Here is a 25,525-nt window from a genome sequence, read left to right as displayed (position 1 = left end):
CCGCCATTGGGTAAAGAGCGTCCAATCGGCAGACGAATCGGGGCAATTCACCGCATCCCGCCAAGGGTTTCGAGCAGAGCGACGGCCGATCGCCTGCACCTACGGGCACTCGCCCGCCGAACGCGGGCCCGGAGCACCGGACAGGCCGACCGTCGATCGACTTTTACATGTGTGTAGAAGATTCCATACGGTCCCTTGACACCCGGGTGGCGAGGTTCCGCCACCCGATCCCCCTTGCCCACCGGAAGGACGGCTGCTAGCAGCCGGGGGTTGTCACTGGAGCCGCCACTCCTGGGCGGCGTTGCCGGCGGTGCAGGCGACCATGGTGACCGCGTTGCCGGGGCCGTTGTTGGTCATGCAGCTCTGGTTCTGGTAGTCGCCGAGCGTGTACGAGCCGGCCGAACTTCCGCTGCGGACAGTCCAGTTGGTGAGGAAGCTGAACCCGTTGCTCAGCACGACCTTCCCGTCCATCGTCTGGACCAGCTGCGGGCCGCCGTTGTTGCAGGCGTTGAAGAGGATCCACGCGCCGGGATTGGTCGAGCGCACCCAGCCGTACTGCGAGTGACCGCCGACCAGGATCGGGTTGTCCCCGCTCAGGTTGTCGTCGCGCATCCCGATCGTGCGGCCGTCCTTCACGCTGACGATGGTGCTCCAGCTGTTGCCGCCGCAGGACGGCGGCCTGTTCGCACCTGACGAGGTGTTGCCGGTGCCGCTCGTGGTCTGGGCCGGGGGCTGCGGGTTCTGGTCGGCGGGCGGGTTGGGCGGGTTGCCACCGCCGGGCTTGTTCACCTGATCGGCCGGTGATCCGCCCGCAGCCGTACCCGTACCCGCGCCCGTACCACCGGTCCGGCCGCCGCTCGAACCGCCCGCACCACTCGAACCGCCCGCACCGCCGCTGCCGCCCTGTCCGGCGGCCGGCACCGGGGCCTGCGGCTGGCCCTGGCCGGCGGCGGGTGCCGACTGGTCGGGGCCCGGGGTGGCCGCCGGAGTGTCGGTCGGCGCCGGGGTGACCGGCGCGGTGGTGGTCGCGGGCGCCGCGGTGGCGGTGCCCGGGTTCGCCGGCACGGTGACCACCACGGTCGGCTGGGCGCCGGGCGGCAGGACCGCGTCGGAGCCGCCCGCCCCACGGTCGACCAGCAGCACGGTCGCCGTGCCCATCGAGATGACGACGGGGATGACGATGGGCACCAGCAGGGCGCGCCGCGACCGCTTGCGGCCGGGCTCGGTGGGAGCCTGCGGTTCCACCTTCGCGACCTCGTCCGCCGCCGGGGCACCGCCCGCAGCGGGGACCACCAAGGCCCCCGCCCCGGCCGGGTCCGCCCCGGCGCCGCCCTTGATCAGTTCGACAGCACCGCCCTTGGCCCCCGCACCGCCCTTGGCCGCCGCACCGCCCTTGGCCGCCGCACCGTTCGTGTCCGCCGCACCGTTCTTGTCCGCCGCACCGTTCTTGTCCGCCGCACCGTTCTTGTCCGCCGAGCCCGCGCCGACCCCGAGCGGAATGGTCCCGCTGCCCTCGGGGCCTGCCTTCCCGGGTGCCTGCGCGCCGCCCGCGCCGCCGTCCCTCGCGAGTGCCGCACGGGCCGCTCGGGCCGCCGCCGCCATCGCGGCGGCGTCCGCGTACCGTTCCTCGGGCTTCTTGGCGAGCGCCCTGGCCACCAGCGCCCGCACCGACACCGGAAAGGTGTCCGGCAGTTCCGGCACCGGCTGGTTGACGTGCTTGAGCGCGATCTGGAGCGGCCCGTCACCGGAGTACGGCGGCACGCCGACCAGCAGCTCGTAGCAGACCACGCCGATCGAGTAGAGGTCGGTGGCCGGTCCGAGGTTCACGCCCTCGGCCTGCTCCGGGGACATGTAGAGCGCGGTGCCGATGATCGCGAACGGGGCGGTCAGCTTGGTGCTGGCGAGCGCCCGGGCGATGCCGAAGTCGGTGATGGCCACCCGCCCGTCGACGCGCACCATCAGGTTGGACGGCTTGATGTCCCGGTGCACGATCTCCCGCCGGTGCGCGGCGTGCAGCGCGTCCAGGGCGCCGGCCACCAGGTCGAGGGTGCGCTCGACGCTCATCGGGCCGGTGTCCTTGAGCACCCTGTCCAGCGGACGGCCGTCGATCAGCTCCATGACGATGTAGGCGCAGCGTTCCTCGCCGTCCCCGCCGCTCTCGCCGTAGTCGTGGACGCCCACCACGCCGGGGTGGTCGACCGCGGCGACGAGCTGGGCCTCGCGGCGGAAGCGCTGGGCGGAGGTGTCGTCCTCCAGCAGCTCCGAGCGCAGGATCTTGACCGCGACCCGGCGTGCCAGCACGGTGTCCTCGGCCCTCCAGACCGAACCCATCGCGCCGCCGCCGATCTTCTCGACCAGCTCGTACCGCCCGCCGAGCACGGTGCCCGCCCCGCTCATACCCCTGCTCCCCCCGTGTTCCGTGCCCCGCCCCGACGGGTCATCGGCACACAGTGTGCCAGAGCGGGTTGCGGGCTCAGTTGATCAGGTCCGGACAGGAATTGAGCACGAATCATCAGTCCATGAGGAAGTATCGGGCGTGATCCGAAACCTCTCGGACGGCCGCGACGACCGCCCGGGGCCGGTCGGCCTGAATGGCGTGACCGGCACCGTGGACCGTGCTGTGGGTTCCCCGGACGGCGTTCCTCGCGATGCCCGCCTGCAGGGCGGTCCAGCGGACGCGCATCGCACCGGGCAGTCCCCGGGTCGCGCTCAGGACCGTCACCGGCATCTCGAACGGTCGCGCGGTGGAGCGGCGTCGCCGGATCTCCGGAACGGCGACGGAGGTCAGCCGCTGCTCGGCGAGGACGGCCCGCCGCTGGTGCCGGTGCGCGATCACGGCCGCCTCGGCCCGGTCGAGCGGCGTCACCGGATCGAGCGGCGTCGCCCGATCGAGCGGCACCTCCGCATCGAGGGACGCCGGTGCCGACGCCGTCGGCGCCGATCCAGCCCGGTACAGCCACAGCCGGTTCAGCACCGCCTCGGCGACCCGGATGGACCGTGGCTGGAACTCCTCGTGCGCCGGGTCCACCAGGACCAGCCCGGCCACCAGCTCCGGCCGCTGCCAGGCGAGGAGTTGGGCCAGCTGGCCGCCCCAGCTGTGCCCGATCAGGAGCGCCGGTCCAGCTTCCAGGTGCTGAACGAGGGCGGCCAGGTCGGCGATCTGGCCGCCCAGCGTCGGGGCGGCGGCCCGACCGGGCTCGCTGGCGCCCAACCCCGCCCGGTCGTACGCCACGACCCGCCCGTACCGGGCGAGTTCGGGCAGGACGGCCGACCAGCCGAGCGCCGTGGTGCCGCAACCCGCGATCAGGACCATCGGTGCGACACCGCCCCGCCCGGCCTCCACCCAGCGCAACGCCCTTCCGTCGCGGTCCAGTTCACCGCTGCGCACGCCGCCGGGCAGGTGCTCGCCGAGCGCCCGCGCGACGGCCTGCTGGACGCTCCGCAGATCCGGCCCGGCGGGCTTCGCCCGCTCGTCCTGGCTGGCGTTCATGTGCCGTCCCCCTGGATCGTGGTCCGGCCCCTCCCCCGGGGCCGGTTCCGATGACCGCGCGGACCCGCGCGGACCTGTGTGGACTCGCACGGACCTGTGTGGACTCCCGCGGACCCGCGCGGACCCGCGCGGACCGGTGCGGACTCGCGCGGACCGGTGCGTGGCCGAACGGGCGCCCGGTCAACAGGTACGACCTCAGGCCGGCAGGACCCGCTTCAGCAGGCCGAGCAGCGCCTCCCAGTGCCGCTCGGCGGCCGCGGCGTCGTAGCGGCTGGTGTCGGCCTGGGTGTAGCCGTGCGGGGCTCCGGCGTAGACCTCGGCCCGGTACCGGACGCCGGCGGCGGTGAGGGCCGCGGCGAGCCGGTCGATCTGCTCGGGCGGCAGCGCGGGGTCGTCGTCCGCGTGGCCGAAGTACAGCTCTGCGGTGATCCGGTCGGCGCCCAGGTGCGGGCTGTCCGGGCTGTCGGTGGCGAGGCTGCCGCCGTGGAATCCGGCCGCGACGGCGATCCGGTCCGGGTGACTGGCGGCCGTGCGCAGCGCCAGCAGGGCCCCGCGGCAGTAGCCGGTCAGGCCGACCGGGCCGTCCTGGACCAGCGGGGACTCGCCGAGCCAGCGCAGATACGCGTCCGCGTCGCGCGCGGTCGCCTCCGGGGTGAGCGTGTCGAGCAGCGGGACGATCCGGGCGAACAGTTCGTCGGCCTGCTCCAGGTCGATGAGCTCCGGCAGTTCGACGACCGGCGCGCGCCCCGCCCGGTAGAAGGCGTTGGGGACGAGCACGGTGTACCCGGCCGCGGCCAGCCGGTCGGCCATGCGCTCAAGGTGCGGTCGGAGCCCGAAGGCGTCCATGTAGAGGATGACACCCGGGTGGGCCCGGCCGTCGTCGGGGTGGGCGAGGTAGGCGTCGGCGGTGCCGTCCGCCGTCGGAATGTCCACGAGGGTTCCGCGCACGGGCATGGTCAGGGCGCTCCTTCCGGTTCGTCCGGCAGCGTATCCGGTGGGCCCGTCGCCCGCCCATGCGGTTTTCGCCACACTGCGCCCGCACTGCGCCCACGGCGCGCCGGCGTCCTGGGCCCGGCCCGGCCCGGCCCGGCCCGGCTCAGCCCGGTCCAGCCCGGCCCAACTCCTCCCGGCCCTGCCCCGGGAACGCGACGGCCCCGCGGCCGCGTTGAGCGGGCATGGGGTGGATCGTGGGTGTGGCGGCGGCGGTGGTGGCGGTGCTGGGGATGGTGCTGCTGGCGGCGTGGCAGGTTCAGGACGAGTCCTCGTCGCGCCCGCGGCGCCGCGGGCCCGGGGCCGGGATGGGCGCCGGTGGGCTGGACGAGCTGCACGCCCTGTTCAGCCCGGGCAAGCAGGTGCAGATCGAGCAGAAGCGGGAGCAGCTCGTGCTGCGGGACGACGCGCAGGCCGGCGGGCCGCCGCACCTGGGCGTGGACCTGGACCGGGGCGTGGCGGTGATGCCGGTCGGGGCCGCGGGACGGACGCCCCGTCCCGCACCGCGCGAGGAGGGCCCGACGGCTACGGCCGACCCGGTGCCCCTGGCGCCGGACGCTCAGGCGCCCCAGGTGCGGGAGCAGAGCACCAGCCGGTAGCCGTCCGGGTCGGCCACCGTCACGCCGTACTCGTCCCAGTACGGGTTGTGGGACTCGACCCGGGTGCCGCCGGCCTCCTCCAGCCGGGCGACCAGGGCCTCGTCCACCGGGGCGCCGAGGTAGACGACGAACAGGTCGTCCACCGTCGGGGTGGGCTCCAGCGGCCGCTCCGGGTCGTGCGTCAGCTCGAAGTGCCAGCTGCCGCCGGACGGGCCGACCATCAGCAGGTCGTGCTCGCCGGACACCCGCTCGGTGCTGCGCCACAGCACGGCGAGGCCGAGGCCGCCGACGTAGAACCGCTCGGCCGCCGCGAGGTCGCGCGAGGGGCGGGCGATCCGGACCCGCACGGTGGAATCGATCATGCCGGCGACCATAGCCCATGCCACTGACAGCGAACCCCGCGGTGCGGCGGGTTCGCGGACGGGCCGTCAGAGCCGCCGCAGGCGTTCCTCGTCGGAGGTCCGGGGGCAGGTCAGGCAGGCGGTCGCCGCGGGCCCGACCGCGTAGTAGAGGCAGCAGCCGAGCCGGGTGCGGGTGTGGTGGGCGCGCCCGTCGGGGGTGTGCAGGCGGCGGAAGTCGGCGCCGCCGGGGAGCGGCAGGGTGCCACCGGGCAGGACGGCCTCGGCGGCGGCGACGGAGGCGTCCTCCTCGCCGAGCATCCGGCCGAGGTACCAGAGGGCGGAGGCCAGGTCGTCCGTCACCATGCCCCAGAGGGCGCGGTCGCGGCGCCGGGTGGGCCCGGCGAACGCGGCGAGCACCGGCCCGAGGTGCGCGACCACGGCGGCCCGCAGTTCGGCGCGCAGTTCGTCGTCGCCGGGCAGGGTGACGTGGCCAGGCATGGTGACATCGCCGGGCAGGGTGACGTGGCCGCGCGGGCGCAGGGCGAGCGCACCGGTGGGGGCGTGCAGCCAGAGGTCGGCGGGGTCGACGGCCGGCACTCGGCGGGAGAGGTGCCAGGGGCCGGCGATCAGCAGGCAGGCCGACCAGGCGTAGTGGTGGAGCAGCCGGGAGGCGGTGACGTGCGGTCGCGGGGCACTGCCGTGCTCGTCGGCGATGCGGGCCTCCGCACCGGCCAGGACGGCGGCCAGCGCGCTTTCGTCGGCGGCGAGTCGGGCTCCGGAGTGCCAGCCGTCGGCGGCGCGCGGGTCGGGCTCGCCGCTGTCCAGGAGGCGCAGCTCCAGCACTGGGCAGAGCTCCACCAGTCGCCGGTAGTCGGCGACGAGCGCCGGGGCCCCGGCACGCACCGAGGGCGCGACGGGCATGGGTGTTCCGGGAACCATTGGCACTCCCGAGATCGATTCTGCATGATCGATTAAGGTGAGGCTCACCTTACAACGCCTCACGGCGCCCGGCGACCACGGCCCGGCCCGCCGGTCGACCCGTCGACCCCATCGGCCGAGCCCGTCGGGGTTTGACGAACTTAGGCGAACCTAACCTAAGATCTCGCTTCGTGCTGAGAACCGACCCGCCGGCCCCCACAGCCCCGGCGACGCCTCGTTCTCCGGCGGTCCTGCAGCCCCTGCTGCTGTTCGCCGGCGTGTGTGCGCTCGTGCTGTGTGCCGCCCTGAGCCTTGCGCTGGGCTCCCGTTCCATTCCGCTCTCCACCGTGCTCGACGCCCTCACCGGTGCCGCCCACGGCGGTGACGCCGACGTGGTGACGGGCCTTCGGGTCCCGCGCACGCTCATCGGACTGGCGGTCGGGGCCGCGCTCGGCGTCGCCGGGGCGGTCGCCCAGGGCGTGACCCGCAACCCGCTGGCCTCCCCGGTCACCCTCGGCATCAACGCCGGGGCGAGCCTCTTCGTGGTCGCCGCGATCTACACGCTGAACCTCGCCCGCCCGGTCGAGTACGTCTGGTTCGCCTTCGCCGGGGCGGCCGTCGCCGCCGTCGCCGCGTACGCGATGTCCCGGCGAGGCGGGGACCTCGACCCGGTCCGGCTCGCGCTCGGCGGCACCGTGCTCACCGTGGTGCTCACCTCCTGGACCTCCGCGCTGATGCTGGCCAGTCACCGCACCCTGGACGAGGCCCGGTTCTGGCTGGCCGGCTCGATCGCCGGGCGGCACCTGGACACCCTCACCCCCGTCCTGCCGTTCCTCGTGCTCGGCCTGGTCGGCGCCCTCGCCGTGGCACCCGCCCTCAACGCGCTGGCGCTCGGCGACGAGACCGCGCAGGCGCTGGGCGTGCCGGTGGCCCGGATCCGGGTGGTCGGCGGCCTGGCCGTGGTGCTGCTCGCGGGCAGCGCGGTCGCCGTGGCCGGACCGCTGGCGTTCATCGGACTGGCTGCCCCGCACCTGGTCCGTCCACTGCTCGGCAACGACCACCGCTGGCTGCTGCCCGGCTGCCTGGTCACGGGTCCGCTGCTGCTGCTCACCGCCGACGTGCTCGGCCGGCTGGTGGTCCGCCCGTCCGAGATCGAGGTCGGCATCGTGACCGCGTTCCTCGGTGCGCCGCTGCTCGCGGTGCTGGCCCGGAAGGTGGCCAGGTGACCGCGATCCCCCTGCCCGTCCGGGCCCTCGGCCGCCGCCGCGCCCGTACCGCCGTCTGGTCGCTGGTGGCCGCCGCGCTGCTGGTGCTGCTGACCGGGATCGCACTCGGCACCGGGCGGGTCGGCATCTCCGCCTGGGACGCGTTGCGCGCGCTGGTCGGACAGGGCGAGCCCGGAAACGTCCTGGTGGTGCGGCAGTTCCGCGCGCCCCGGGTGGTCTCGGCACTGATCGCGGGTGCCGGGCTGGCGATGGCCGGATCGACGCTCCAGCGGCTGTTCCGCAATCCGCTCGCCGCCCCCGACACCATCGGCATCACCGGCGGCGCCTCCTTCGGTGCGGTGCTGATGCTCGCCACCGGCGCCTCCCAGCAGCTGATCCCGCTGGCCGCGGTCGGCGGCGGGCTGCTCGCGGCGCTGCTGCTCGGCGGCTTCGCCTGGCGCTCCAGGATGGCCGTCACCCGGCTGGTGCTGGTCGGTCTGGCGGTCCAGCAGGGCCTGGCCGCCGCCGTGAATCTGATGATCGTACGGTTCCCGGCCGAGCTGGCCTCCTCCGCGCTCCAGTGGACCACCGGCTCGCTCTACGGCCGCAACTGGACCGAGGTGTCGATCGGCGGCACCGCCATCGCGCTGACCGCGGTCGCCCTGCTGCTCTGCCAGCGGCGGATCGCCGTGCTCGACCTCGGCGACGACTCGGCCGGCGGCCTCGGTCTCAGCCCGGCCCGGGACCGGCTCGGACTGCTGCTGCTCACCATCACCCTGGCCTCGCTGGCCGCCGCGCTCACCGGGCCGGTCGCCTTCGTCGCCCTCGCCGTCCCGCACCTGGTCCGGCTGCTCGCCGGACCGCCCACCCTCGGCACGCTCGGCCTCACCGCGCTCACCGGCGCCGTACTGCTGCTCTCCGCCGACCTCCTCGTGCTGCACGTGATCCCCGTCCACGGCCTGCCGGTCGGTGCCGTCACCGCCACCCTCGGCGCGCCCTGGCTCCTGGTGCTGATGATCCGCCAGGGCCGGCTTCCCCAGAGGAGCAGCTGATGACCTCCGTCGAGACGACCGCCGGGACGGCCGGCGCCGCCGGGGCCACCGGGGCTGCTGGGACCACTGGGGCCGAACGGGCTGACAGGGTTGACAGGGTTGACAGGGCCGCCGAAGCCTCGGGTGCGACTGCCGGGAGTCCCGCCGTTGTGGCCGCCGGTGCCGGTGCCAACCGGCTCGCCGCCCGGGGCCTCGGCCTGCGCTACGGCGACCGGACCATCGTGGACGGGCTCGACCTCGAACTGCCCGGCGACGCCGTCACCGCGATCGTCGGGCCGAACGCCTGCGGAAAGTCCACGCTGCTGCGCGGGCTGGTCCGGCTGCTCGACCCGGCCGCCGGGACGGTCACCCTGGACGGCGCCGACATCCACCAGATGCCCGCCCGGGCGCTCGCCAAGCGGATGGGGCTGCTCCCCCAGCAGCCCGTCACCCCCGAAGCCGTCACCGTCGAGGCGCTGGTGCGGCTCGGGCGCTACCCGCACCAGCGGATGCTCAGCCCGTGGTCCAAGGCGGACCAGACGGCGGTCGAGGAGGCGCTGGAGCGCACCGGCACCGCCGAGCTACGCGACCGCCAGGTGGACCGGCTCTCGGGCGGGCAGCGCCAGCGGGTCTGGATCGCGCTCGCCCTCGCCCAGGAGACCGACCTGCTGCTGCTCGACGAGCCGACCACCTTCCTGGATCTGCGCCACCAGCTGGACGTCCTCGACCTGGTCGCCGACCTGCACGCCGAGGCCGGGCGGACCGTCGTGATGGTGCTGCACGACCTCGGGCAGGCCGCCCGGTACGCGGACCACCTGGTGGTGCTCAAGGACGGGCGGCTCGCGGCCGCCGGTCCGCCGTCGGAGGTGCTGACGGCGGAACTGGTGGAAGCCGTGTTCCAGGTGCCGTGCCGGGTCGTGCCCGACCCGGAGACCGGCACGCCGCTGGTCGTGCCGCGAGCACGGACGCGGCGCGGTGACGCCCCGCCGTCCCCCTGACCTCCCCCCTGATCTCCCCCCTGATCTCCCCCTGACCTCCTGTTGATGAACTCCCCCTCCCCACACCCCTGTTCGGGCAGCCGACTCGAACCGACCCAAGGAACCCCGATGAACCGCCGACTCCCTGTCGCCGTCCTCGCCGTCGCCCTCTCCACCACCCTGCTCGCCGCCTGCGGCAGCACCGGGGACGGCGCCGAGTCGGGCGGCGACTCCGCGTCGTCCGCGTCCTCCGGCTCGGCCGCCACCGCCGCCGGATTCCCGCGCAGCGTCAAGCACGCCGCCGGAACGGCCCAGATCAAGAGCCGGCCCAAGCGCGTCGTGGTGCTGGACAGCGGCGAGCTGGACGACGTCACCCTGCTCGGCATCACGCCGGTCGGCGCCGTGTCCCCGCACATGAAGACCGAGGGCGGGTTCCCGAACTACCTCAAGGACAAGATCAAGGACACCAAGGACGTCGGCCCGATGAACGAGCCGAACCTGGAGCTGATCGCCTCCCTCAAGCCCGACCTGATCCTCTCCTCCAAGGTCCGCCACGCCAAGGTGTACGACCAGCTGAACGCGATCGCCCCGACCGTACTGGCCGAGACCACGGGCTTCCCGTGGAAGGAGAACCTCGCGCTGTACGCCCAGGCGCTCGGCAAGGAGGACGACGCCAAGAAGGCGCTGGCCGACTACGAGGCGCGGGCGAAGAAGCTCGGTGAGGCGATCAAGGCGAAGAACGACGGGACCATGCCGACGGCGTCGGTGGTCCGCTTCGTGGCCGGCCCGACCCGCCTGTACGCCAAGGCCTCCTACAGCGGCGTGGTGCTCAAGGACGTCGGCCTGGCCCGTCCGGCCCCGCAGGACGTGGAGCAGAACATCGTCGAGGTCAGCGCCGAACAGATCAACCAGGCCGACGCGGACCTGGTGTTCGTCACCACCGCCGACGACCCGACCAAGACCAAGGAGAGCGAGGTCCAGCAGACCCCGGTCTGGCAGGGCCTGAACGCCGTCAAGAACAACAAGGTGTTCAACGTCCCGGACGAGACCTGGATGTCCGGCATCGGAGTCCAGGCCGCCGACGCGATGCTCGGCGACATCGCCAAGGCGGCGGGCGTGGACGCGCCGAAGTAACCGTCGACAGCCGAGGCGAACAGATGACGTCCGTCATCCGTCGGACGGCCGATGACAGACGACGGAATTCAACTGACAGATTTCGAAAGTTGTCAGCTGTCATCTGTTTGCCCTCCTTCCTCCGCCACCCTCCGAGGACCCTCCATGCGCCTCTACCTGCTCGCGCTCAACCCCACCGACTCGGTCACCTCCGGCTTCCTGCCCGCCGCCGCCCGGCTCGGGCTCGACGTCACCGTCCTGACCGACGGCGCCGAAGCCCACCGGCGGGCCTACGCCGAGCTGTCCTTCCCCGCACCCGAGGTCCTGGAGTGCGACGTCCGCGACTTCCGCGCCGTCATCAGCCTCATCTCCCGCCGCACCGCGGCCGCCCCCGGCCACGCGCCCGAAGCGGTGTTCAGCAACAGCGACCACCTCCAGACCCAGACCGCGCTGGCCGCCGAGTACTTCGGCCTCCCGGCCAAGGACTGGAAGGCCGCGCTGCGCGCCAAGGACAAGGGCCAACTGCGCCGCCGCCTCGCACTGACCGGCCTGGACACCGTCCGGTCCGCCGAGCTGGACCCCGGCCAGGACCCGGCCGAGCTGGACGTGCCGTTCCCCTGTGTGGTCAAGCCCCGCGAGGGGGTCGCCAGCGAGGACGTCACCCTGGTCGCCGACGCCGACGAACTCGCCCGGCGCTGCCGGGAGATCCAGCACCGCAGGGCCGGCGCCACCCTGGTCGTCGAGGAGTTCCTGACCGGGCAGCTGTGCACCCTGGAGACCCTCGGCGACGCCCGGCGACGACACGTCCTCGGCGGCTTCCGCACCCGGGTCTCCCCGCCGCCCGACTTCATCGAGGAGGTGCTCACCTTCGTCCCGGCCCACCCGCAGCCGGTGGTCGACCAGGTGCTCGCCCAACTCGACGCGCTGGGCGTCGGTTTCGGCTCCTGCCACACCGAGTTCGTCGTCCAGCCGGACGGCCGCGCCCGCATCATCGAGGTCAACTACCGCGCCATCGGCGACCAGTGCGACCTGATGCTGGCCGAGGTCCTCGGCATACCCCTGTTCGAGCTGATCCTCGGTGTCCACCTGGGCCGCGACCTGCCCGCCGACCTCGCCGAGCAGTGCGCCGCCACGCCCCGCCGGGCCCGCAACGAGGTGGTCTGCGCCGACCGCGCCGGCGTCCTCGCCGCCGCCCCCGGTCCGTACGACGAGGAGCGCGACGGCGTCCGGCTCGCCTATCGCCCGCTGCGCCCGGTCGGCGAGCGCCACGAGCACTACCGCACCAACCGCGACTACCTGGGCGTCGTCTGGACGGTCGGCACCGACCAGGCAGCGGTCGACGCCGCCGCCGCCCGCTTCCTCGCCGCCAACCGCTGGGAGATCACCCCGTGACCGCCGGAGACCGACCCGCCACGGCCCGCGGACACCGGACCGCGGCCGGGGCCCACCCCGCGACTCCCGCCGGACAGCCGTCGACCGCGGCCGGCGAGAAGCCGTGGACCGCGGCCGAGCAGCTCACCCTGCGCGTGCTCTCCGCCCTGCTGCGCGAGGACGTCCTCGGCCTGCGCTCCCACGGCACCGTCGAGGACCGCGCCGACGGCCCCTGGCTGACCGTTCCCGGGCTGCAACTCGCCCTGCCCGTACGCCCGGAGGGCTTCCAGTGCGAGTACGCGGCCCGACTGCCGCTGCTGGAGCTGGCCGGCCGGCGGCTCACCGGTCCGGACGCCGTCGTGGCGGGACTCGCCGAGTCCGCCGAGGCCGAGGACCGGCCCGGCTGGGCGGCCTTCGCCGAGGAGTGCCGCCAGACCCTCGCCACCATGGAGCTGCACGAGCGCGTCCGCCCCGAGGTGCACGACCGGCTCGCCGACCTGTACGGCGCGGACCCGGCCGACTGGACCGGCCTCGCCGCCGCCCTCGGCCACGACACCCTGGCCGCCTACCTCGACCACCCGGTCTACCCCACCGCACGCGGCCGCTCCGGCCTCAGCGAATCCCAACTCCAGTCCTACGCACCCGAGTTCCACGCCCCCTTCGAACTGCGCTGGCTGGCCGTCCCGGCCGGCGCGCTGACCGTCCACGGCGACCGGCCGCTGCCGAGCTGGTGGCCCACCCCGGCCTGGCTCGGCCTCGCCGGCCGGTGCCCCGGCGAGGGCTGGGCCACTCTTCCGGTCCACCCCCTCACCGTCGGCGCGCCGCTGGACGAGGCACTGGCCGCCACCGGCCTGGCCGGCCGCGCGGTGCTCGCCGAACGGTCGTACCTGACCGTCGTCCCGACGCTGTCCATGCGCACCGTCGCCGTCGCCGACGACCCCGCCTGCCACCTCAAGCTCCCGCTGGCCACCGCCACTCTGGGCCGCCTCAACCGCCGCACCATCAAGCCCGGCACGCTGCTCGACGGCGCCGCCGGCCAACGGCTGATCGAGGCCGTCCTGGCGCGCGAGCCGCGCTTCGCCGGCCGCGTCCTGCACGCCGACGAGCAGTCCTGGGCACACGGCGGGCACGAGCTGCTGGCCGTACTGCTGCGCCGCTACCCGGCAGGGCTGGAGCAGGCGTCGACCGTCCCGCTGGCCGCCCTGCTGGCCCCCGCGCCCGGCGGGCGGCTCGTCGTCGACCACCTCGCGGACCGCTACTACGGCGGCGACGTCCTCGCCTGCTACGACGCCCTGCTGGAGCTGCTGCTCGACTGGCAGGCCGCACTGTTCGGCCACGGCGTGGCCCTGGAGTCGCACCAGCAGAACACCTCCCTGGTGCTCGACCGGAACGGCCTGCGGCTGCTCTACAAGGACGACGACGGACCGCGCGTGCACACCGCCCGGATGACCGCCTCGCTCGGCGAACTCGCACCCGACCAGGAGGAGTTCGACGACGCGCGGATCTTCGGCGAGGACGACCGGCCGCTCGTCGACCTGTTCGCCACCATCACCGGCCACCTGTGCACCGGCGCCCTCGCCTTCGGCCTCGCCGACCACGGAAGGGCCGAACTCACGGACACCCTGGCCCTGTTGAGGAAGCACACGGCGGAGTCCGTGGCGCGGATCGGGCCGGTCGGCGAACCCCTGCGGGCCGCCCTGCTGGACGCCGAGCGGCTGCCGGTCAAGGCCATGGTCACCGCCGGAACACTGCTCAGCAAGCAGCGCTCGGGGGCCGCCGACATCAACAAGCACTACACCAGCGGGCCCAACTACCTGCGCGAACAGGCCTGCGAACCACCGCAGGACCATCTGAACGAGCACGCGCGGAACCATCCGGACGCTCCTCAGGACACCCGTCCGTACAGTCACCCGGGCAGCCACCTGGACAGTCACCCGGACAACCGACCGTACGGCGGTCCGCACGGCCACCGGCACCCGGACGGGACCCACCGGTGAGCGTGGAGACCCTGCCGCAGCGGTCGCAGCCATCGGCCGACCCCTCCGGCGGGCTCGCCCGGCGCCAGGTGCACACCGTCGCGGCCTGCTACTTCGTCGCCTCCTTCGCCGCTCTCGGCCTGCCGCCCTTTCTGACCGCGATCCTGCCCGCCCTCGGCGACCCCCAGGCCCGCTGGGCCGGTGTGCTGTACATCGTCCCGACGGTGTTCAGCGCGCTCGGCGCACCGCTGTGGGGCCGGCTGGCCGACCGCTTCGGGCGCAAGCGACTGCTGCTGCGCGCCCAACTCGGCCTCGCCGTCTCCTTCCTGCTGGCCGGGGCGGCCGACAGCCTGACCGCGTTCACCCTCGCGCTGGTCCTCCAGGGCTTCCTCGGCGGCACCTTCGCCGCCACCAACGGCTATCTGGCCGCCGCGCTCGACGGCTCCCGGCTCTCCCGCGCCCTCACCCTGATGCAGGGCAGCGCGCGGGCGGCGCTGGTGGCGGCGCCGATCCTGGTCGGGGCGCTCTCCCCGTGGATCGATCCGCACCGCCAGTACCTCGTGATGGCCGTACTCCCGCTCGCGGCAGCGGTGTTCCTCTCCCTGCTGCCCGAACCGGAGCTCGCCGAGGCCGCGGCGGCCACCGCCGGCCGGCCGGCCGAGCGGGTCGCCACGGTGTCGCTGCTGCCGCTCTACGCCTTCGAGTTCGCCTTCGTCTTCGCGACGGTGATCTCCCTCCCCTACCTGATCGCCCTCGCCGAGCAGCGCCTGCCCGGCGTGGACGGCACCACGACCGGCGTGCTGTTCGCCCTGCCGCACCTGTGCTACCTGGTGTTCGCCTCCCGCACCCACACCGTGTTCCACGCCCGCCCGCACACCGGCATCGCGCTCGGCTTCGGCTTCGTCGCGCTCGGCCTGGCCGGACACACGGTGGCATACTCGCTGCCCGTGTTCGTCGCCGTCCGGTTGCTGCTCGGCGCCGGGCTCACACTCGGGCTGGTCTGCCTCGCCGTACTCGCCGCCGGTGCCGCCCGGGGGCGCCCGCCCGGGCGGATGTTCGGCACCCTCGAACTCGTCTCCAAGGGCGGCGCCGTCGCCGCCGGCGCCGTCGCCGCGCTGGCCAACGGGTGGTTCGGCGCCGCCGCCCCCGTGGTGGCCGGAACCGCCGCCGCCCTGCTGGCCGCCGTCGCGGCCGCCACCCTCACCCTCCCGTCCCTCCGCCAGCGCTGGAGTCGCCGATGACCCCCGAGCAGTCCGCCCACTCGCCCAGGACCGACGAACCCCGCGACCCCACCGGCCGGCCCCTCGACACCACCGGCCGGCTCGGCGGCGACGAACTGCCCACCGCCGACGAGGCGGTGGTCCACACCCTGCTGAACTGCCTGCTGCGGGAGGTCTCCGCGCCCGAGCACCAGACCGCCGCCGACGGCGGCCGCCTGCTGCTGCGGCTGCCGCGCCGAGGCGCCCTGCTGCGGGTCGCCCTGCGCCGCACCTCGCTGCTCGGCGCGCACCGCTTCACCGGGCCGGTCGAGGTCGAACGGGGCGGCGACTGGGTCGAGTTGGGCTGGCAGGAGCTGGCCGAGTACGTCCAGCACGAACTGGAGCTGCGCACCGGCACGGTGAACGAGGAGTTCCTCGACCAGGTCGCGTCCAGCCACCAGGGCGTCCGCCAGGGCCTGGACGACCGGCCGGCCCCCGGCGCCGACCGCTACCTGGAGTCCGAGCAGGCACTGCTGTTCGGCCACCGCTTCCACCCGGCCCCCAAGGCCCGATCCGCCGCCCGCGGCGACTGGCGCGGCTACGCCCCCGAGTCCCGCGCCGCCTTCCCCCTGCGCCACCTCGCCGTCCGCGCGGACCTGCTGGCCGAGGAGTCACTGGACGGGAGCGCGACCGCACTGCTGGACGGCCTCGGCGAGGTGCCGGACGGCTACCGGCTGCTGCCAGCGCACCCCTGGCAGTACCAACTCATCGGCGACCACCCCCTGTTGCGCGCCGCCCTGGCCCGGGGCGACGTCCTCGACCTGGGCCCCCGCGGCGAGCGTTTCACCGCCACCGCCTCGGTGCGCACCCTGCACGGCGCCGACGCCTTCCTCAAGTTCAGCCTGAACGTCCGCATCACCAACTGCCTGCGCAAGAACGCCGCGTACGAGCTCACCGGCGCCGTCGCGCTCACCCGGCTGCTCGCCCCGGCCCTGGCCGACCTCGCCCGGCGCTTCCCGGCCTCGGGCGTGCTGCGCGAACCGGCCTTCCGCACCCTCGCGCTGCCCGGCGCCGACGGCCGGCCCGACCGGGCACTGTACGAGGGCTTCGGCCTGATCGTCCGGGAGGGCTTCGGCGGTGTGCTGCGGCCCGGCGCCACCCCGCTGCTCGCGGCCGCCGTCGCCGACGAGCACCCGACCAGTTCCGCGCACATCTCCCGCCTGCTGGGCGCGAGTCCGGACGGCGCGGCGGCGCTCGACTGGTGGCGCGACTACCTGCGACTGCTCCTCCCGCCGGTCCTGTCCGCCTACTTCGACCACGGTGTGGTGCTCGAACCGCACCTGCAGAACGTGCTGATCGGCGTGGACCCCTCCGGGCACCCCGTCCAGGTGCTCTTCCGCGACCTGGAGGGCACCAAGCTCGTCCCCGAGCAGAACGCCGACATCCTCGCCGCGCTCGCGCCCGAGGTGGCCGGCCCGATGACCTACGACGCGGAACGCGGCTGGGACCGGGTGGTGTACTGCCTGCTGGTCAACCACGTCGCCGAACTGCTCGCCGCGCTCGCCGACCGCCACCCCGAGCTGGAGTGCGCGCTCTGGCAGGCCGTCCGGGACACCCTGGAGGAGTATGCCGCCGCGCACGGCTGCCCGCCCCGGCTGCGCGCTCTGCTCGCCGGTGTGCCACTGCCCGCCAAGGCCAACCTGTTGACCCGCTGGGAGCGCAAGGCCGACCGCGAGGCCGGCTACGTCCGGCTGCCCTCCCCGCTGGCCGGCTCCGTCCTCGCCGGGGCCGCCCGCATGCCCGCCCGCACACCGGACCACGCGTCCGCCCGCCCGCCGGCGCACACGCCCGTCCGCCTACCCGCCGGGAGCACCGCCCGATGACGACCGAGACCGCCCGGCCCGCCGAGGCCGTCCGACCCACCGAGGCCGTCCGCAGCTTCACCGCCGGCCTCACCCCCGACGAACTTCCCTCCTACGTCTACGACTTGGCAGCCCTTCGGGAGCACGCCGCCGCCGTCCGGGCCGCGCTGCCCGAGCGGGTCGAGCTGTACTACGCCGCCAAGGCCAACCCGGAGGCGCCACTGCTGACCGCGCTGCGCCCGGTGGTGGACGGCTACGAGGTCTCCAGCGGAGGGGAGTTGGCCCACGTCCGGGCCGTCGTGCCGGACGCTCCTCTGGCCTTCGGCGGGCCGGGCAAGACTCCGGCCGAGATCACCGCGGCGGTGGACGCCGGGGTGCACCGCTGGCACGTCGAGAGCGAGCAGGAGCTGCACCGGCTGGCCGCCGTCCTCGCGGACCGGCCCGGCGCGGTCGTGGACGTGCTGCTGCGGGTCAACCTCGCGGTCGAGACGGCAGCGCTCGACGCGGTGCCGCTCGCGATGGGCGGCCGTCCGACGCCGTTCGGGCTGGACCCGGACCGGGCCGAGGAGTGCGTCCGGCTGCTCACCGGCGGCGGTCCGTCGGCGCGCCGGCTGCGGCTGCGCGGCGTGCACGCCCACCTGGCCAGCGGGCTCCCGGCGGCGGAGCAGCTGTCGGTCGCGGCACGGATCGTCGCCTGGTCGGCCGCACTGGCCGAGCGGCACGGCTTCCCCCTGGCGGAGGTCAACATCGGCGGCGGAATGGCCGTCGACTACGCGGACCCCTCCTCCCGCTTCGACTGGACGGCCTTCGGCGAGGGCCTGGCCGAGCTGCTCGACGCCCACCCCGGGCTGACCCTGCGGATCGAGCCCGGCCGGGCGCTGACCGCCTACTGCGGCTGGTACGCGACCGAGGTGCTGGACGTGAAGGCGAGCCACGGCGAGGACTTCGCGGTGGTCCGCGGCGGCACCCACCACCTGCGCACGCCCGCGACCCGGGGGCACTCCCAGCCCTTCGCGGTGCTCCCGGTGGACGCCTGGCCGCACCCCTGGCCGCGCCCGGCCGTCACCGGCGGCCGCGCCACCCTGGCCGGACAGCTCTGCACCCCGAAGGACGTCCTCGCCCACGCGGCCGAGGGCGCGGACGGCCTGCGGACGGGCGACCGCGTGCTGTTCGCGATGGCGGGCGCGTACGCGTGGAACATCTCGCACCACGAGTTCCTGATGCACCCTCGCCCGGGCTTCCACTACCTGGGCGGCGATGGACCGAGCCCGGCGGAGGGGCGACGGAGGACGAAGGACGGGCGACGGGTGACGGCGGCCGACGGGTGACAGCCGACGGGTGACAGCTGACAGATTTCGAAAGCTGTCAGCTGTCAGTTGTCAGTCGTGAGCTGTCGCCCGTCGCCTCCCGGCCGGCGGCTGTCCCACCGCCCCCGGTCCGCCGCCGCCCCGTTCCTCCACTCGTGGGAGAGTGGTATGCAGCGAAGGGAGCGCGAACGTGCTGATGGACAAGGTGGCGGAGATACTCGCCGAGGCGTCGGCCGAGGCGGTGGAGCCGCGCTTCCGGGCGCTGGCCGCCGGCGAGGTGATGGAGAAGGCCCCCGGCGAGGTCGTGACGGTCGCCGACCGCGAGGCCGAGGCGATCATCGCCCGCCGACTGCACGAGCTGCTGCCCGTCCCCGTGGTCGGCGAGGAGGCGGTCTCCGCCGACCCGTCGCTCGCCCTGGCCCTTCGCGACGAACCCGCCGTCTGGCTGGTCGACCCGGTGGACGGCACCGCCAACTTCGTCGCCGGTAGACCCGAGTACGCCGTGATGTGCTCCCTGGTCCGCTCCGGCCGGACCGTCGCCTCCTGGATCTGGCAGCCCGCCACCGCCACCGCCTACTGCGCCGAACTGGGCTCCGGCGCCTGGCGCGACGGCGAGCGCCTGACCCGTCCACCGGCACCCCGGGACGTCGCGAAGCTGCGCGGCTCGGTGAAGAGCCGCTACCTCGACGCCGAGCACCGCCGCCGGCTCCAGGACAACATCGCGTCCTTCGGCGAGATCTCCCCCGGCCGGCACGCCGCCGGGATCGAGTACCCGGACGTCGTCGAGGGCCGCTTCGACTTCATCCTCTACTGGCGCACCCTTCCCTGGGACCACGCCCCCGGCTCGCTCCTGGTCACCGAGGCCGGCGGCGTCTCCGCCCGCCCGGACGGCACCCCGTACCGCCCGGAGGCCCCCGGCTGCGAGGACGGCCTCCTGGTCGCCGCCGACCCCGACACCTGGGAGCTCACCCGGTCGATCCTCCTGGGCGGCTGATCCCGAGGCCCAGCCCGCCCGGAACCCCGGGGCCTGCCCGCCCGGAAGCCCGGTCCGACCGAAGGGCCGACCCGCCCGGGAGCGCCCGGCCCGCCCAGAGCCGTCCGCCCTGCCCCGCCCGTCCGCCCTACCCCGCCCGCTCGCCCGCCACCTTGCGCCCGGCGCCCACCACCTCCCGCAGCAGCGCGCCGACCTCCCCCACCGTGGCGTGGGGGTTCAGCAGCGTGAGCTTCAGCCGGACCCGGCCCGGGCCGTCGCCCGGGAGTTCGGTGCGGCCGACCACCGCCCGGCCGGTGCGCAGCAGCAGGCGCCGCAGCCGGCCGTTCACCTCGTCCAACGCCGCCTCGTCCGTCACCCCGGGCGGCCGGTAGCGGAAGAGGATGACGGTGAGCACGGGCTCGGCGTGGAGTTCGAGCGCCGGGTCGGCGCGCACGGCGTCGGCGGCGGTGCGGGCGAGGTCGTGGCAGGCGTCGACCAGCCGGCCCAGTCCGTCGCGGCCGAGGGTGCGCAGGGTGACGGCGAGCTTGAAGGCGTCGGCCCGGCGGGTGGTGCGCAGCGAGCGGCCGAGCAGACTGGGGTACCCGGCCTGCTCGTCGTCGACCGGGTTGAGGTACTCGGCGCGGCGGGCGAGCGAGACGTAGGTCTCCGCGCGGCGGACCAGGAAGACCCCGGCCGCGGCCGGCTGCCAGCCGAGCTTGTGCCAGTCGAGCGAGACCGAGTCGGCGCGGGCGATGCCGTCGAGCAGCGGGGCGAGCCGGTCGGAGAGCAGCGCGCCGCCGCCGTACGCGGCGTCCACGTGCAGCCAGGCGCCGTAGCGGCCGGCGAGGTCGGCGGCGGCGGACAACGGGTCGACGGCCCCGGTGTCGGTGGTGCCGGCGGTGGCGACCACGGCGATCGGGGTCCGGCCGGCCCAACTGGCCTCGGCCATCGCCCGTTCCAGTTCGTCCTCCCGCATCCGCAGCCCGCGGTCGACCGGGACGGGGATGACGGCCCGCTCGCCGAGGCCGAGCAGGGCGGCGGCGCGCTGGACGGAGAAGTGCGCGGCCTCGGAGGCGAGGATGCACGGCCGGACTCCGGCCGGGATGCCGTCCAGCTCCACGATGCCGTCGAGCTTCTGGTCGCGCGCCAGCATGAGCCCCATGAGGTTGGACTCGGTGCCGCCGGAGGTGAAGACGCCGGCGGCGCGCGCCGGGTCGTAGCCGACCAGTCCGGCGATCTCGGCGAGCAGTGCGCTCTCCAGGGCGGTGGCGGCGGGGGCCTGGTCCCAGGAGTCCTGGGAGGGGTTGAGGGCGCTGACCGCGAGGTCCGCCGCGGCGGCGACGGCGAGCGGCGGGCAGTGCAGGTGCGCGGCGCAGGCCGGGTCGGCGGGGTCGGCGGCGCCGTAGGCGAGCAGTTCGGTGAGCCGGGCGAGCGCGCCCGGTCCGTCGTCGCTGGCCAGCGCGTCGTCGACGAGTGCGGCGATCTCGGCCGGACTGCCGGCCGGCAGCGGTCCGGAGCGCATGGCGGTGCCCGTCTCCAGGGAGTCGAGGACGGTGGCCAGCAGCGGTCCGAGCGCGCCCGGCCCGGCGGCGCCGCCCGCCAGGGCGTCCGTCGCGACGCCGTCCGCGGGGAGCCCGACGGGGTCGGTGCCGGGGTCGGTTCCTGGGTCGGTTCCGGGGTCCGGTCCGGGGCCGCTCACCGCCGGCCCCGAGCCGCCGGCGCGCCCGCGGACGCACCTGCCACCGCCTGCCCCGGCCCGCCCGCCGACCCGCTCGGTGATCCGCCCGCCGACCCGTTCGCCGATCCACCCGGCCGCCCGGTCGTGGAGGCCGCCGCGATCGCCTCCGCCAGCCGCTCCAGGACCGCCGCCACCTGCTCGTCCGTGATGGTGAGCGGCGGAAGCAGCCGCAGCACCGCGTCGTGGCGTCCGCCGAGCTCGACGATCAGGCCCCGCGCCAGGCAGGCCTCCCGGACCCGCACCGCGAGCGCCGGGTCGGCCGGCCGGGCGCCGCAGGCGTCGGGCTCGGCCGCCGGGTCGACCAGTTCGACGCCGAGCATCAGCCCCCGGCCGCGCACGTCGCCGATCACCGGTAGTTCGACGGCGAGTTCGCGCAGCCGGGCCGTCATCCGCTCGCCGACGGCGGCGGCCCGCTCGGCCAGCCCGTTCGCCGCGACGTGGCGCAGCGTCGCGGCCCCGGCGGCCATGGCGAGGGTGTTGCCGCGGAAGGTGCCGGTGTGGGCGCCGGGCCGCCAGCCGTCGTAGTCCTCGCGGTAGACGACGACGGCGAGCGGCAGGCTGCCGCCGATGGCCTTGGAGAGGACCATGGCGTCCGGGACGATGCCGCTGTGCTCGATCGCCCACATCGCGCCGGTGCGGCCGACTCCGGTCTGCACCTCGTCGACGATCAGCGGGATGCCGCGCTCGGCGGTGATCCGGCGCATCTCGCGCAGCCAGCCGTCGGGCGCGGGGACGACCCCGCCCTCACCCTGGACGGCCTCCAGGATCATCGCGGCCGGCGGGACCACGCCGCCCGAGGGGTCGTCCAGCAGCCGCTCCACGTAGGTCGCGGCGAGGCCGGCGCCCGCGTCGCCGCCGACCCCGAACGGGCAGCGGTAGCCGTAGGGGAAGGGCAGCCGGGCGACTTCGCCACCGCTCGGCAGCGGCTCCTTGACGGCGACGTTGCCGGTGAGCGCGAGGGCGCCGGCGGTCATGCCGTGGTACGCGCCGGTGAAGGCGAGCGCGCCGGAGCGGCCGGTGGCGGTCTGCATCAGCTTGAGGGCGGCCTCGACGGCGTCCGTCCCGGCCGGTCCGCAGAAGTGCACCCGGGCACGGGCGGCGAACTCCGCGGGCAGGCTCTCGAACAGCGCGCTGGTGAAGTCGTCCTTCTCCGCGGTGGCGAGGTCGAGCAGGTGCAGCGGGGCACCGCTGTCGAGGGTGCGGCGGATCGCCTCCAGCACCACCGGGTGGTTGTGCCCGAGGGCGAGCGTGCCGGCGCCGGAGAGGCAGTCGAGGTAGCGCCTCCCGTCGGCGCCCTCGACGGTCATGCCGTGGGCGCGGACCGGGACGATCGGGAAGGAGCGGGCGTACGTTCTGGCGGCGGACTCGCGGACGCGCTGACGGCGCAGGATGGCTTCACCGGCGGCCGGGGCTCCGGAGGCGGCCTGGACGGGTACGGCAGCGAGTGACACGAGAAACCCCCAGGGGAAGTTAGGTTAGCCTAACTTTACTGCCCTTGACCTGGAGGAACACCCCGGGGCCTCCGGAACCACCCGAGTGAGTGAACCTCCCCCGGTTCATCCAACGAGCATCGCGCGGAAGGGTCACGGCCCGGGGCCGGGCCCTCGCCAACCCATTCCGACCCATCCCGACCGCCGACCCATGCCGCCTCACCCCCGGCGGCCGTCAGGCCCGCCCCCTCCAGCGGTAGCAGAGCTCCGGCCGCCCGACACTCCCGTACTGGGGCTCCCGCACCGCGCACCCGGTCTCCACCAGGTGCTCCAGGTAGCGCCGCGCGGTGATCCGCGAGACCCCGGCGGCGGCGCCCGCGGCCGCGGCCGACAGCCCGGCGGCCGCCTCGCGCAACACCGAGGCGACGGTGTCCAGGGTGGGCGCGCTCAGCCCCTTGGGCAGGGTGCTGCGCTCCGGCGTGCGGAGCAGCGCGAACGCCTGGTCGACCTCCTCCTGCCCGGTCGCCTCGCCGGTGCGCCCGAGGCTGTCGCGGTACCGGGCGTAGCGCTCCAGGCGGTCGTGCAGGGCGGCCGCGCTGAACGGTTTCAGCAGGTACTGCACGACGCCCGCGGAGACCGCCTGCCGGACCATGGCGAGGTCGCGGGCCGAGGTCACCGCGATGACGTCGGTGCTGTGACCGGCCGCGCGCAGCGTGCGGCAGAGCTGGAGCCCGTGGCCGTCCGGGAGGTAGAGGTCGAGCAGGGTGAGGTCGACGGGCGTGCCGGCGGCGCGGGCCCGGTCCAGGAAGCGCAGCGCGTCGGCGCAGCTGTGGACGGTCCCCGCGGCGTGGAAGCCGGGCTCGCGCCGGACGTACAGGGTGTGCGCGGCAGCGGCCACCGGGTCGTCCTCGACCACCAGGACCGAGATGCCCGTCGCGGCGGGGGTGTCGGCGGTACCGGTCACACCAGCGCCCCTTCCTGCTCCCGGCCGGGGGACTCCCCCGGCCGCCGGATGGACTCCCCCTGGTCGCCGACGGCCTCTCCCGGCCGTCCGGCCAGCGGCAGTCGCACCGTGAGCACGGCGCCTCGCTCCCGCCCGACCTCGACGGTGCCGCCGTTGCGCCGGGCGGCCTGGGCGACCAGCGCCAGCCCGAGCCCGTGCCCGTGGCCGTCCTGCTTGGTGCTCCAGCCACGCCGGAAGACGTCCTCGACCGCGCCCGGGTCGATGCCCGCACCGGTGTCGGCGACCCGCAGCAGCAGGAAGTCACCGGCCACCGCCGCCGCGCCACCGCCGCTGACGCCGTTGCCGTCCCCGCCCCCGTCCCCGTCCCCGTCCCCGTCCCCGTTCTCGTCGCCGTGGGCGCTGCGGCCCGGCCCTCCGCAGTCCCGGCCGCGGGCGACCCGTGCCGTGACGGTGACCTCCGGCGGGACGGGGCTCTCGGCCGCACCGGCGATGGCGGCGTCCACGGCGTTGTCGATCAGGTTGCCGAGCACGGTGATCAGGTCCCGTGCGGGGAGCCCGGGCGGCAGCACCCCGTCGTCGATCCGGCTGTCCTCGGTGAGGGTCAACTCCACTCCTCGTTCGGCGGCCTGCGCCGCCTTGCCGAGCAGCAGGGCGGCCAGGACCGGCTCGCTCACCGCCGCGACCACCCGGTCGGTGAGCTGTTGGGCGAGTTCGAGCTCAGCGGTGGCGAACTCCACCGCCTGTTCGTGGCGGCCGAGTTCGATCAGCGAGACCACCGCGTGCAGGCGGTTGGCGGCCTCGTGCGCCTGCGCGCCGAGCGCCTCGGTGAAATCGCGAACCGAGTCCAACTCGCCGCTGAGCGCCTGGAGTTCGGTGTGGTCCCGAAGGGTGACCACCCGGCCGAGACCGGTGCCGGTGCCGATGGTGGAGGTGTTCAGCACCACGACCCGCTCGGCGGTCAGGTGCACCTCGTCCCGGACCGGCTCCTCCCCCAGTACGGCCGCCACCAATGCCTCCGGAAGCCCCAGCTCAGCCACCGGACGGCCGTCCAATTCGCCTGCCAGGCCGAGCAGTTCCCGGGCCGCGTCGTTGCACAGCACCACCCGGTGCGAGCGGTCCAGCAGCACCAGTCCCTCGCGCACCGCGTGCAGGGTGGCCTGGTGGTACTCGTAGAGGTGGCTCAGCTCGTCCGGCCCCATCCCGTGGGTGTGCCGCCGCAGTCGGGAGTTGGCGAGGTAGGTGCCGACGCCACCGACCGCGAGCGCGGCCACCGCCACGCCGACCAGGGCAAGCAGCGGGCCGCTCAGCTGTGCGGAGATCGACTCCACCGTGAGACCCGCGCTGACCAGCGCGACCACCCGGTGCCGGTCGTCCCACACCGGGGCGACCACCCGCACGGACGGGCCGAGCGTGCCGGTGTACGTCTCACTGCGGGTCTGCCCGGCGAGCGCCCAGTCGATGTGCCCGAGGTAGGTCCGCCCGATCTGCTCGGGCAGCGGGTGGGTCCAGCGCACACCGTCGGTGTCCATGACGGTGATGAAGGAGACCCCGGTGTCCGCCCGCACCTGCTCCACGTACGGCTGGAGCACCGAGGTCGGGTCCGGACCGGCGACCGCGGCCCGGACGGACGGCGAGTCCGCGACGGCATGCGCGACCGCGGTGACCTGGCGGCGGGCGGCGTCCTCGGCGCGATCGGCGGTGAAGAGGTACGCGAGCACCGCGCCACCGGCGACCACGGCGGCGACGATCACCACCTGGACGACGAAGAGCTGCCCGGCCAGACTGCGGACCAGGCGCCGGGGCAGGCATCGGACCAGGCATCGGACCAGGCTCCGGGACAGCCCGCGGGGCAGCCGGCGGGCCGGATGCCGGGGCGGACCCGGAGGCAGCCGCCGGGCTCCGCGGCCCGTCGGCCGGTGCGAGCGGCGGCGCGGGGCGGTGGGGGCGGTGCGCTCGGACATGCCTGCCAGTGTGCACCACGCCCCCGGACACCCCGGGGGCCCGCCCGGCCCGCACCCTTCGCGGGCCCGCCGTCCGGGCG

Annotated in this window: 20 protein-coding genes; 11 read left to right on the top strand and 9 right to left on the bottom strand. The window is 75.0% G+C overall.

What is annotated here, in order from left to right:
* Positions 1–273 precede the first annotated feature (273 nt).
* The 3 genes from ACGFSC_RS21395 to ACGFSC_RS21385 all read right to left on the bottom strand — a co-directional run bounded on the left by ACGFSC_RS21395 (position 274) and on the right by ACGFSC_RS21385 (position 4,444).
* The gene (locus ACGFSC_RS21395) at positions 274–2,397 is read right to left on the bottom strand and encodes a serine/threonine-protein kinase (protein ID WP_359898594.1); all 2,124 of its coding nucleotides are present in this window, start codon (positions 2,395–2,397) and stop codon (positions 274–276) included.
* 115 nt (positions 2,398–2,512) lie between these two features.
* Complete coding sequence (locus ACGFSC_RS21390) at positions 2,513–3,490, bottom strand: alpha/beta hydrolase (protein WP_359898595.1); 978 nt, start codon at positions 3,488–3,490, stop codon at positions 2,513–2,515.
* A gap of 195 nt (positions 3,491–3,685) precedes the next feature.
* Entirely contained in the window at positions 3,686–4,444 is a 759-nt protein-coding gene (locus ACGFSC_RS21385) for a dienelactone hydrolase family protein (protein ID WP_359898596.1), read from the bottom strand.
* Positions 4,445–4,665: 221 nt separating this feature from the next.
* Between ACGFSC_RS21385 and ACGFSC_RS21380 the strand changes: the two genes are divergently transcribed.
* Positions 4,666–5,079, top strand: coding sequence for a DUF6191 domain-containing protein (locus tag ACGFSC_RS21380; protein ID WP_359898597.1), 414 nt, complete (start codon positions 4,666–4,668; stop codon positions 5,077–5,079).
* Here ACGFSC_RS21380 and ACGFSC_RS21375 read toward each other — a convergent pair.
* The gene (locus ACGFSC_RS21375; protein ID WP_359898598.1) at positions 5,040–5,441 is read right to left on the bottom strand and encodes a VOC family protein; all 402 of its coding nucleotides are present in this window, start codon (positions 5,439–5,441) and stop codon (positions 5,040–5,042) included. The two genes, ACGFSC_RS21380 and ACGFSC_RS21375, sit on opposite strands and share 40 nt — an antisense overlap.
* A gap of 66 nt (positions 5,442–5,507) precedes the next feature.
* Complete coding sequence (locus tag ACGFSC_RS21370) at positions 5,508–6,341, bottom strand: (2Fe-2S)-binding protein (RefSeq protein ID WP_359898599.1); 834 nt, start codon at positions 6,339–6,341, stop codon at positions 5,508–5,510.
* A 248-nt stretch (positions 6,342–6,589) separates the two neighbouring features.
* Here ACGFSC_RS21370 and ACGFSC_RS21365 point away from each other — a divergent pair, with 248 nt between their 5' ends.
* The 10 genes from ACGFSC_RS21365 (at position 6,590) to ACGFSC_RS21320 (ending at position 19,373) form a co-directional block, all read left to right on the top strand.
* Positions 6,590–7,564 (top strand): iron ABC transporter permease, encoded by a 975-nt coding sequence (locus tag ACGFSC_RS21365; protein WP_359898649.1) that lies wholly within the window; start codon positions 6,590–6,592, stop codon positions 7,562–7,564.
* Entirely contained in the window at positions 7,561–8,595 is a 1,035-nt protein-coding gene (locus tag ACGFSC_RS21360; RefSeq protein ID WP_380349179.1) for a FecCD family ABC transporter permease, read from the top strand. Before ACGFSC_RS21365 ends, ACGFSC_RS21360 begins: the two co-directional genes overlap by 4 nt.
* A gap of 149 nt (positions 8,596–8,744) precedes the next feature.
* Entirely contained in the window at positions 8,745–9,572 is an 828-nt protein-coding gene (locus tag ACGFSC_RS21355) for an ABC transporter ATP-binding protein (protein ID WP_359898600.1), read from the top strand.
* Positions 9,573–9,680: 108 nt separating this feature from the next.
* Positions 9,681–10,685: an iron-siderophore ABC transporter substrate-binding protein gene (locus ACGFSC_RS21350; RefSeq protein WP_359898601.1), complete on the top strand. Its 1,005-nt coding sequence runs from the start codon at positions 9,681–9,683 to the stop codon at positions 10,683–10,685.
* Between the two features lie 144 nt (positions 10,686–10,829).
* Positions 10,830–12,056 (top strand): ATP-grasp domain-containing protein, encoded by a 1,227-nt coding sequence (locus ACGFSC_RS21345; protein WP_359898602.1) that lies wholly within the window; start codon positions 10,830–10,832, stop codon positions 12,054–12,056.
* Positions 12,053–14,032 carry an IucA/IucC family protein gene (locus ACGFSC_RS21340; RefSeq protein WP_392863734.1) on the top strand — a complete coding sequence of 660 codons (1,980 nt, stop codon included), beginning with the start codon at positions 12,053–12,055 and terminating at the stop codon, positions 14,030–14,032. The genes ACGFSC_RS21345 and ACGFSC_RS21340 overlap by 4 nt, the downstream gene beginning before the upstream one ends.
* A 2-nt stretch (positions 14,033–14,034) precedes the next feature.
* A complete protein-coding gene (locus ACGFSC_RS21335; RefSeq protein ID WP_359898654.1) occupies positions 14,035–15,252 on the top strand; it encodes an MFS transporter in 1,218 nt (405 codons plus the stop codon).
* Complete coding sequence (locus ACGFSC_RS21330) at positions 15,249–17,093, top strand: IucA/IucC family protein (RefSeq protein WP_359898603.1); 1,845 nt, start codon at positions 15,249–15,251, stop codon at positions 17,091–17,093. The genes ACGFSC_RS21335 and ACGFSC_RS21330 overlap by 4 nt, the downstream gene beginning before the upstream one ends.
* The gene (locus ACGFSC_RS21325; RefSeq protein ID WP_359898604.1) at positions 17,090–18,400 is read left to right on the top strand and encodes a type III PLP-dependent enzyme; all 1,311 of its coding nucleotides are present in this window, start codon (positions 17,090–17,092) and stop codon (positions 18,398–18,400) included. The genes ACGFSC_RS21330 and ACGFSC_RS21325 overlap by 4 nt, the downstream gene beginning before the upstream one ends.
* A gap of 175 nt (positions 18,401–18,575) precedes the next feature.
* Positions 18,576–19,373 carry an inositol monophosphatase family protein gene (locus ACGFSC_RS21320; RefSeq protein ID WP_359898656.1) on the top strand — a complete coding sequence of 266 codons (798 nt, stop codon included), beginning with the start codon at positions 18,576–18,578 and terminating at the stop codon, positions 19,371–19,373.
* 127 nt (positions 19,374–19,500) lie between these two features.
* Here ACGFSC_RS21320 and ACGFSC_RS21315 read toward each other — a convergent pair whose 3' ends face one another.
* The 4 genes from ACGFSC_RS21315 to ACGFSC_RS21300 form a co-directional block, all read right to left on the bottom strand.
* Complete coding sequence (locus ACGFSC_RS21315; RefSeq protein ID WP_359898658.1) at positions 19,501–20,955, bottom strand: pyridoxal-dependent decarboxylase; 1,455 nt, start codon at positions 20,953–20,955, stop codon at positions 19,501–19,503.
* 92 nt (positions 20,956–21,047) lie between these two features.
* Positions 21,048–22,541, bottom strand: a complete 1,494-nt coding sequence (locus ACGFSC_RS21310) for a diaminobutyrate--2-oxoglutarate transaminase (RefSeq protein WP_359898605.1) — start codon at positions 22,539–22,541, stop codon at positions 21,048–21,050.
* Between the two features lie 214 nt (positions 22,542–22,755).
* On the bottom strand, positions 22,756–23,484 hold the full coding sequence (locus ACGFSC_RS21305) for a response regulator (RefSeq protein ID WP_359898606.1): 729 nt from the start codon (positions 23,482–23,484) through the stop codon (positions 22,756–22,758).
* Positions 23,481–25,445 carry an ATP-binding protein gene (locus ACGFSC_RS21300; protein WP_359898607.1) on the bottom strand — a complete coding sequence of 655 codons (1,965 nt, stop codon included), beginning with the start codon at positions 25,443–25,445 and terminating at the stop codon, positions 23,481–23,483. Before ACGFSC_RS21300 ends, ACGFSC_RS21305 begins: the two co-directional genes overlap by 4 nt.
* Positions 25,446–25,525 lie beyond the last annotated feature (80 nt).

The sequence above is a fragment of the Kitasatospora sp. NPDC048715 genome, from assembly GCF_043198905.1.
Classification (GTDB): domain Bacteria; phylum Actinomycetota; class Actinomycetes; order Streptomycetales; family Streptomycetaceae; genus Kitasatospora; species Kitasatospora lactacystinica.
The sequence above is the reverse complement of the archived record's forward strand: the minus strand, read 5'-3'. Positions and strand labels throughout refer to the sequence as shown.

Bases quoted from the DNA above. Each gene is read 5' to 3' on its own strand.
- ACGFSC_RS21375 (WP_359898598.1), bottom strand. From the start codon at position 5,441: ATGATCGATTCCACCGTGCGGGTCCGGATCGCCCGCCCCTCGCGCGAC.
- ACGFSC_RS21370 (WP_359898599.1), bottom strand. From the start codon at position 6,341: ATGCCCGTCGCGCCCTCGGTGCGTGCCGGGGCCCCGGCGCTCGTCGCC.
- ACGFSC_RS21395 (WP_359898594.1), bottom strand. From the start codon at position 2,397: ATGAGCGGGGCGGGCACCGTGCTCGGCGGGCGGTACGAGCTGGTCGAG.
- ACGFSC_RS21390 (WP_359898595.1), bottom strand. From the start codon at position 3,490: ATGAACGCCAGCCAGGACGAGCGGGCGAAGCCCGCCGGGCCGGATCTG.
- ACGFSC_RS21320 (WP_359898656.1), top strand. From the start codon at position 18,576: ATGGACAAGGTGGCGGAGATACTCGCCGAGGCGTCGGCCGAGGCGGTG.
- ACGFSC_RS21380 (WP_359898597.1), top strand. From the start codon at position 4,666: ATGGGGTGGATCGTGGGTGTGGCGGCGGCGGTGGTGGCGGTGCTGGGG.
- ACGFSC_RS21300 (WP_359898607.1), bottom strand. From the start codon at position 25,445: ATGTCCGAGCGCACCGCCCCCACCGCCCCGCGCCGCCGCTCGCACCGG.
- ACGFSC_RS21330 (WP_359898603.1), top strand. From the start codon at position 15,249: ATGACCCCCGAGCAGTCCGCCCACTCGCCCAGGACCGACGAACCCCGC.
- ACGFSC_RS21385 (WP_359898596.1), bottom strand. From the start codon at position 4,444: ATGCCCGTGCGCGGAACCCTCGTGGACATTCCGACGGCGGACGGCACC.
- ACGFSC_RS21350 (WP_359898601.1), top strand. From the start codon at position 9,681: ATGAACCGCCGACTCCCTGTCGCCGTCCTCGCCGTCGCCCTCTCCACC.
- ACGFSC_RS21325 (WP_359898604.1), top strand. From the start codon at position 17,090: ATGACGACCGAGACCGCCCGGCCCGCCGAGGCCGTCCGACCCACCGAG.
- ACGFSC_RS21345 (WP_359898602.1), top strand. From the start codon at position 10,830: ATGCGCCTCTACCTGCTCGCGCTCAACCCCACCGACTCGGTCACCTCC.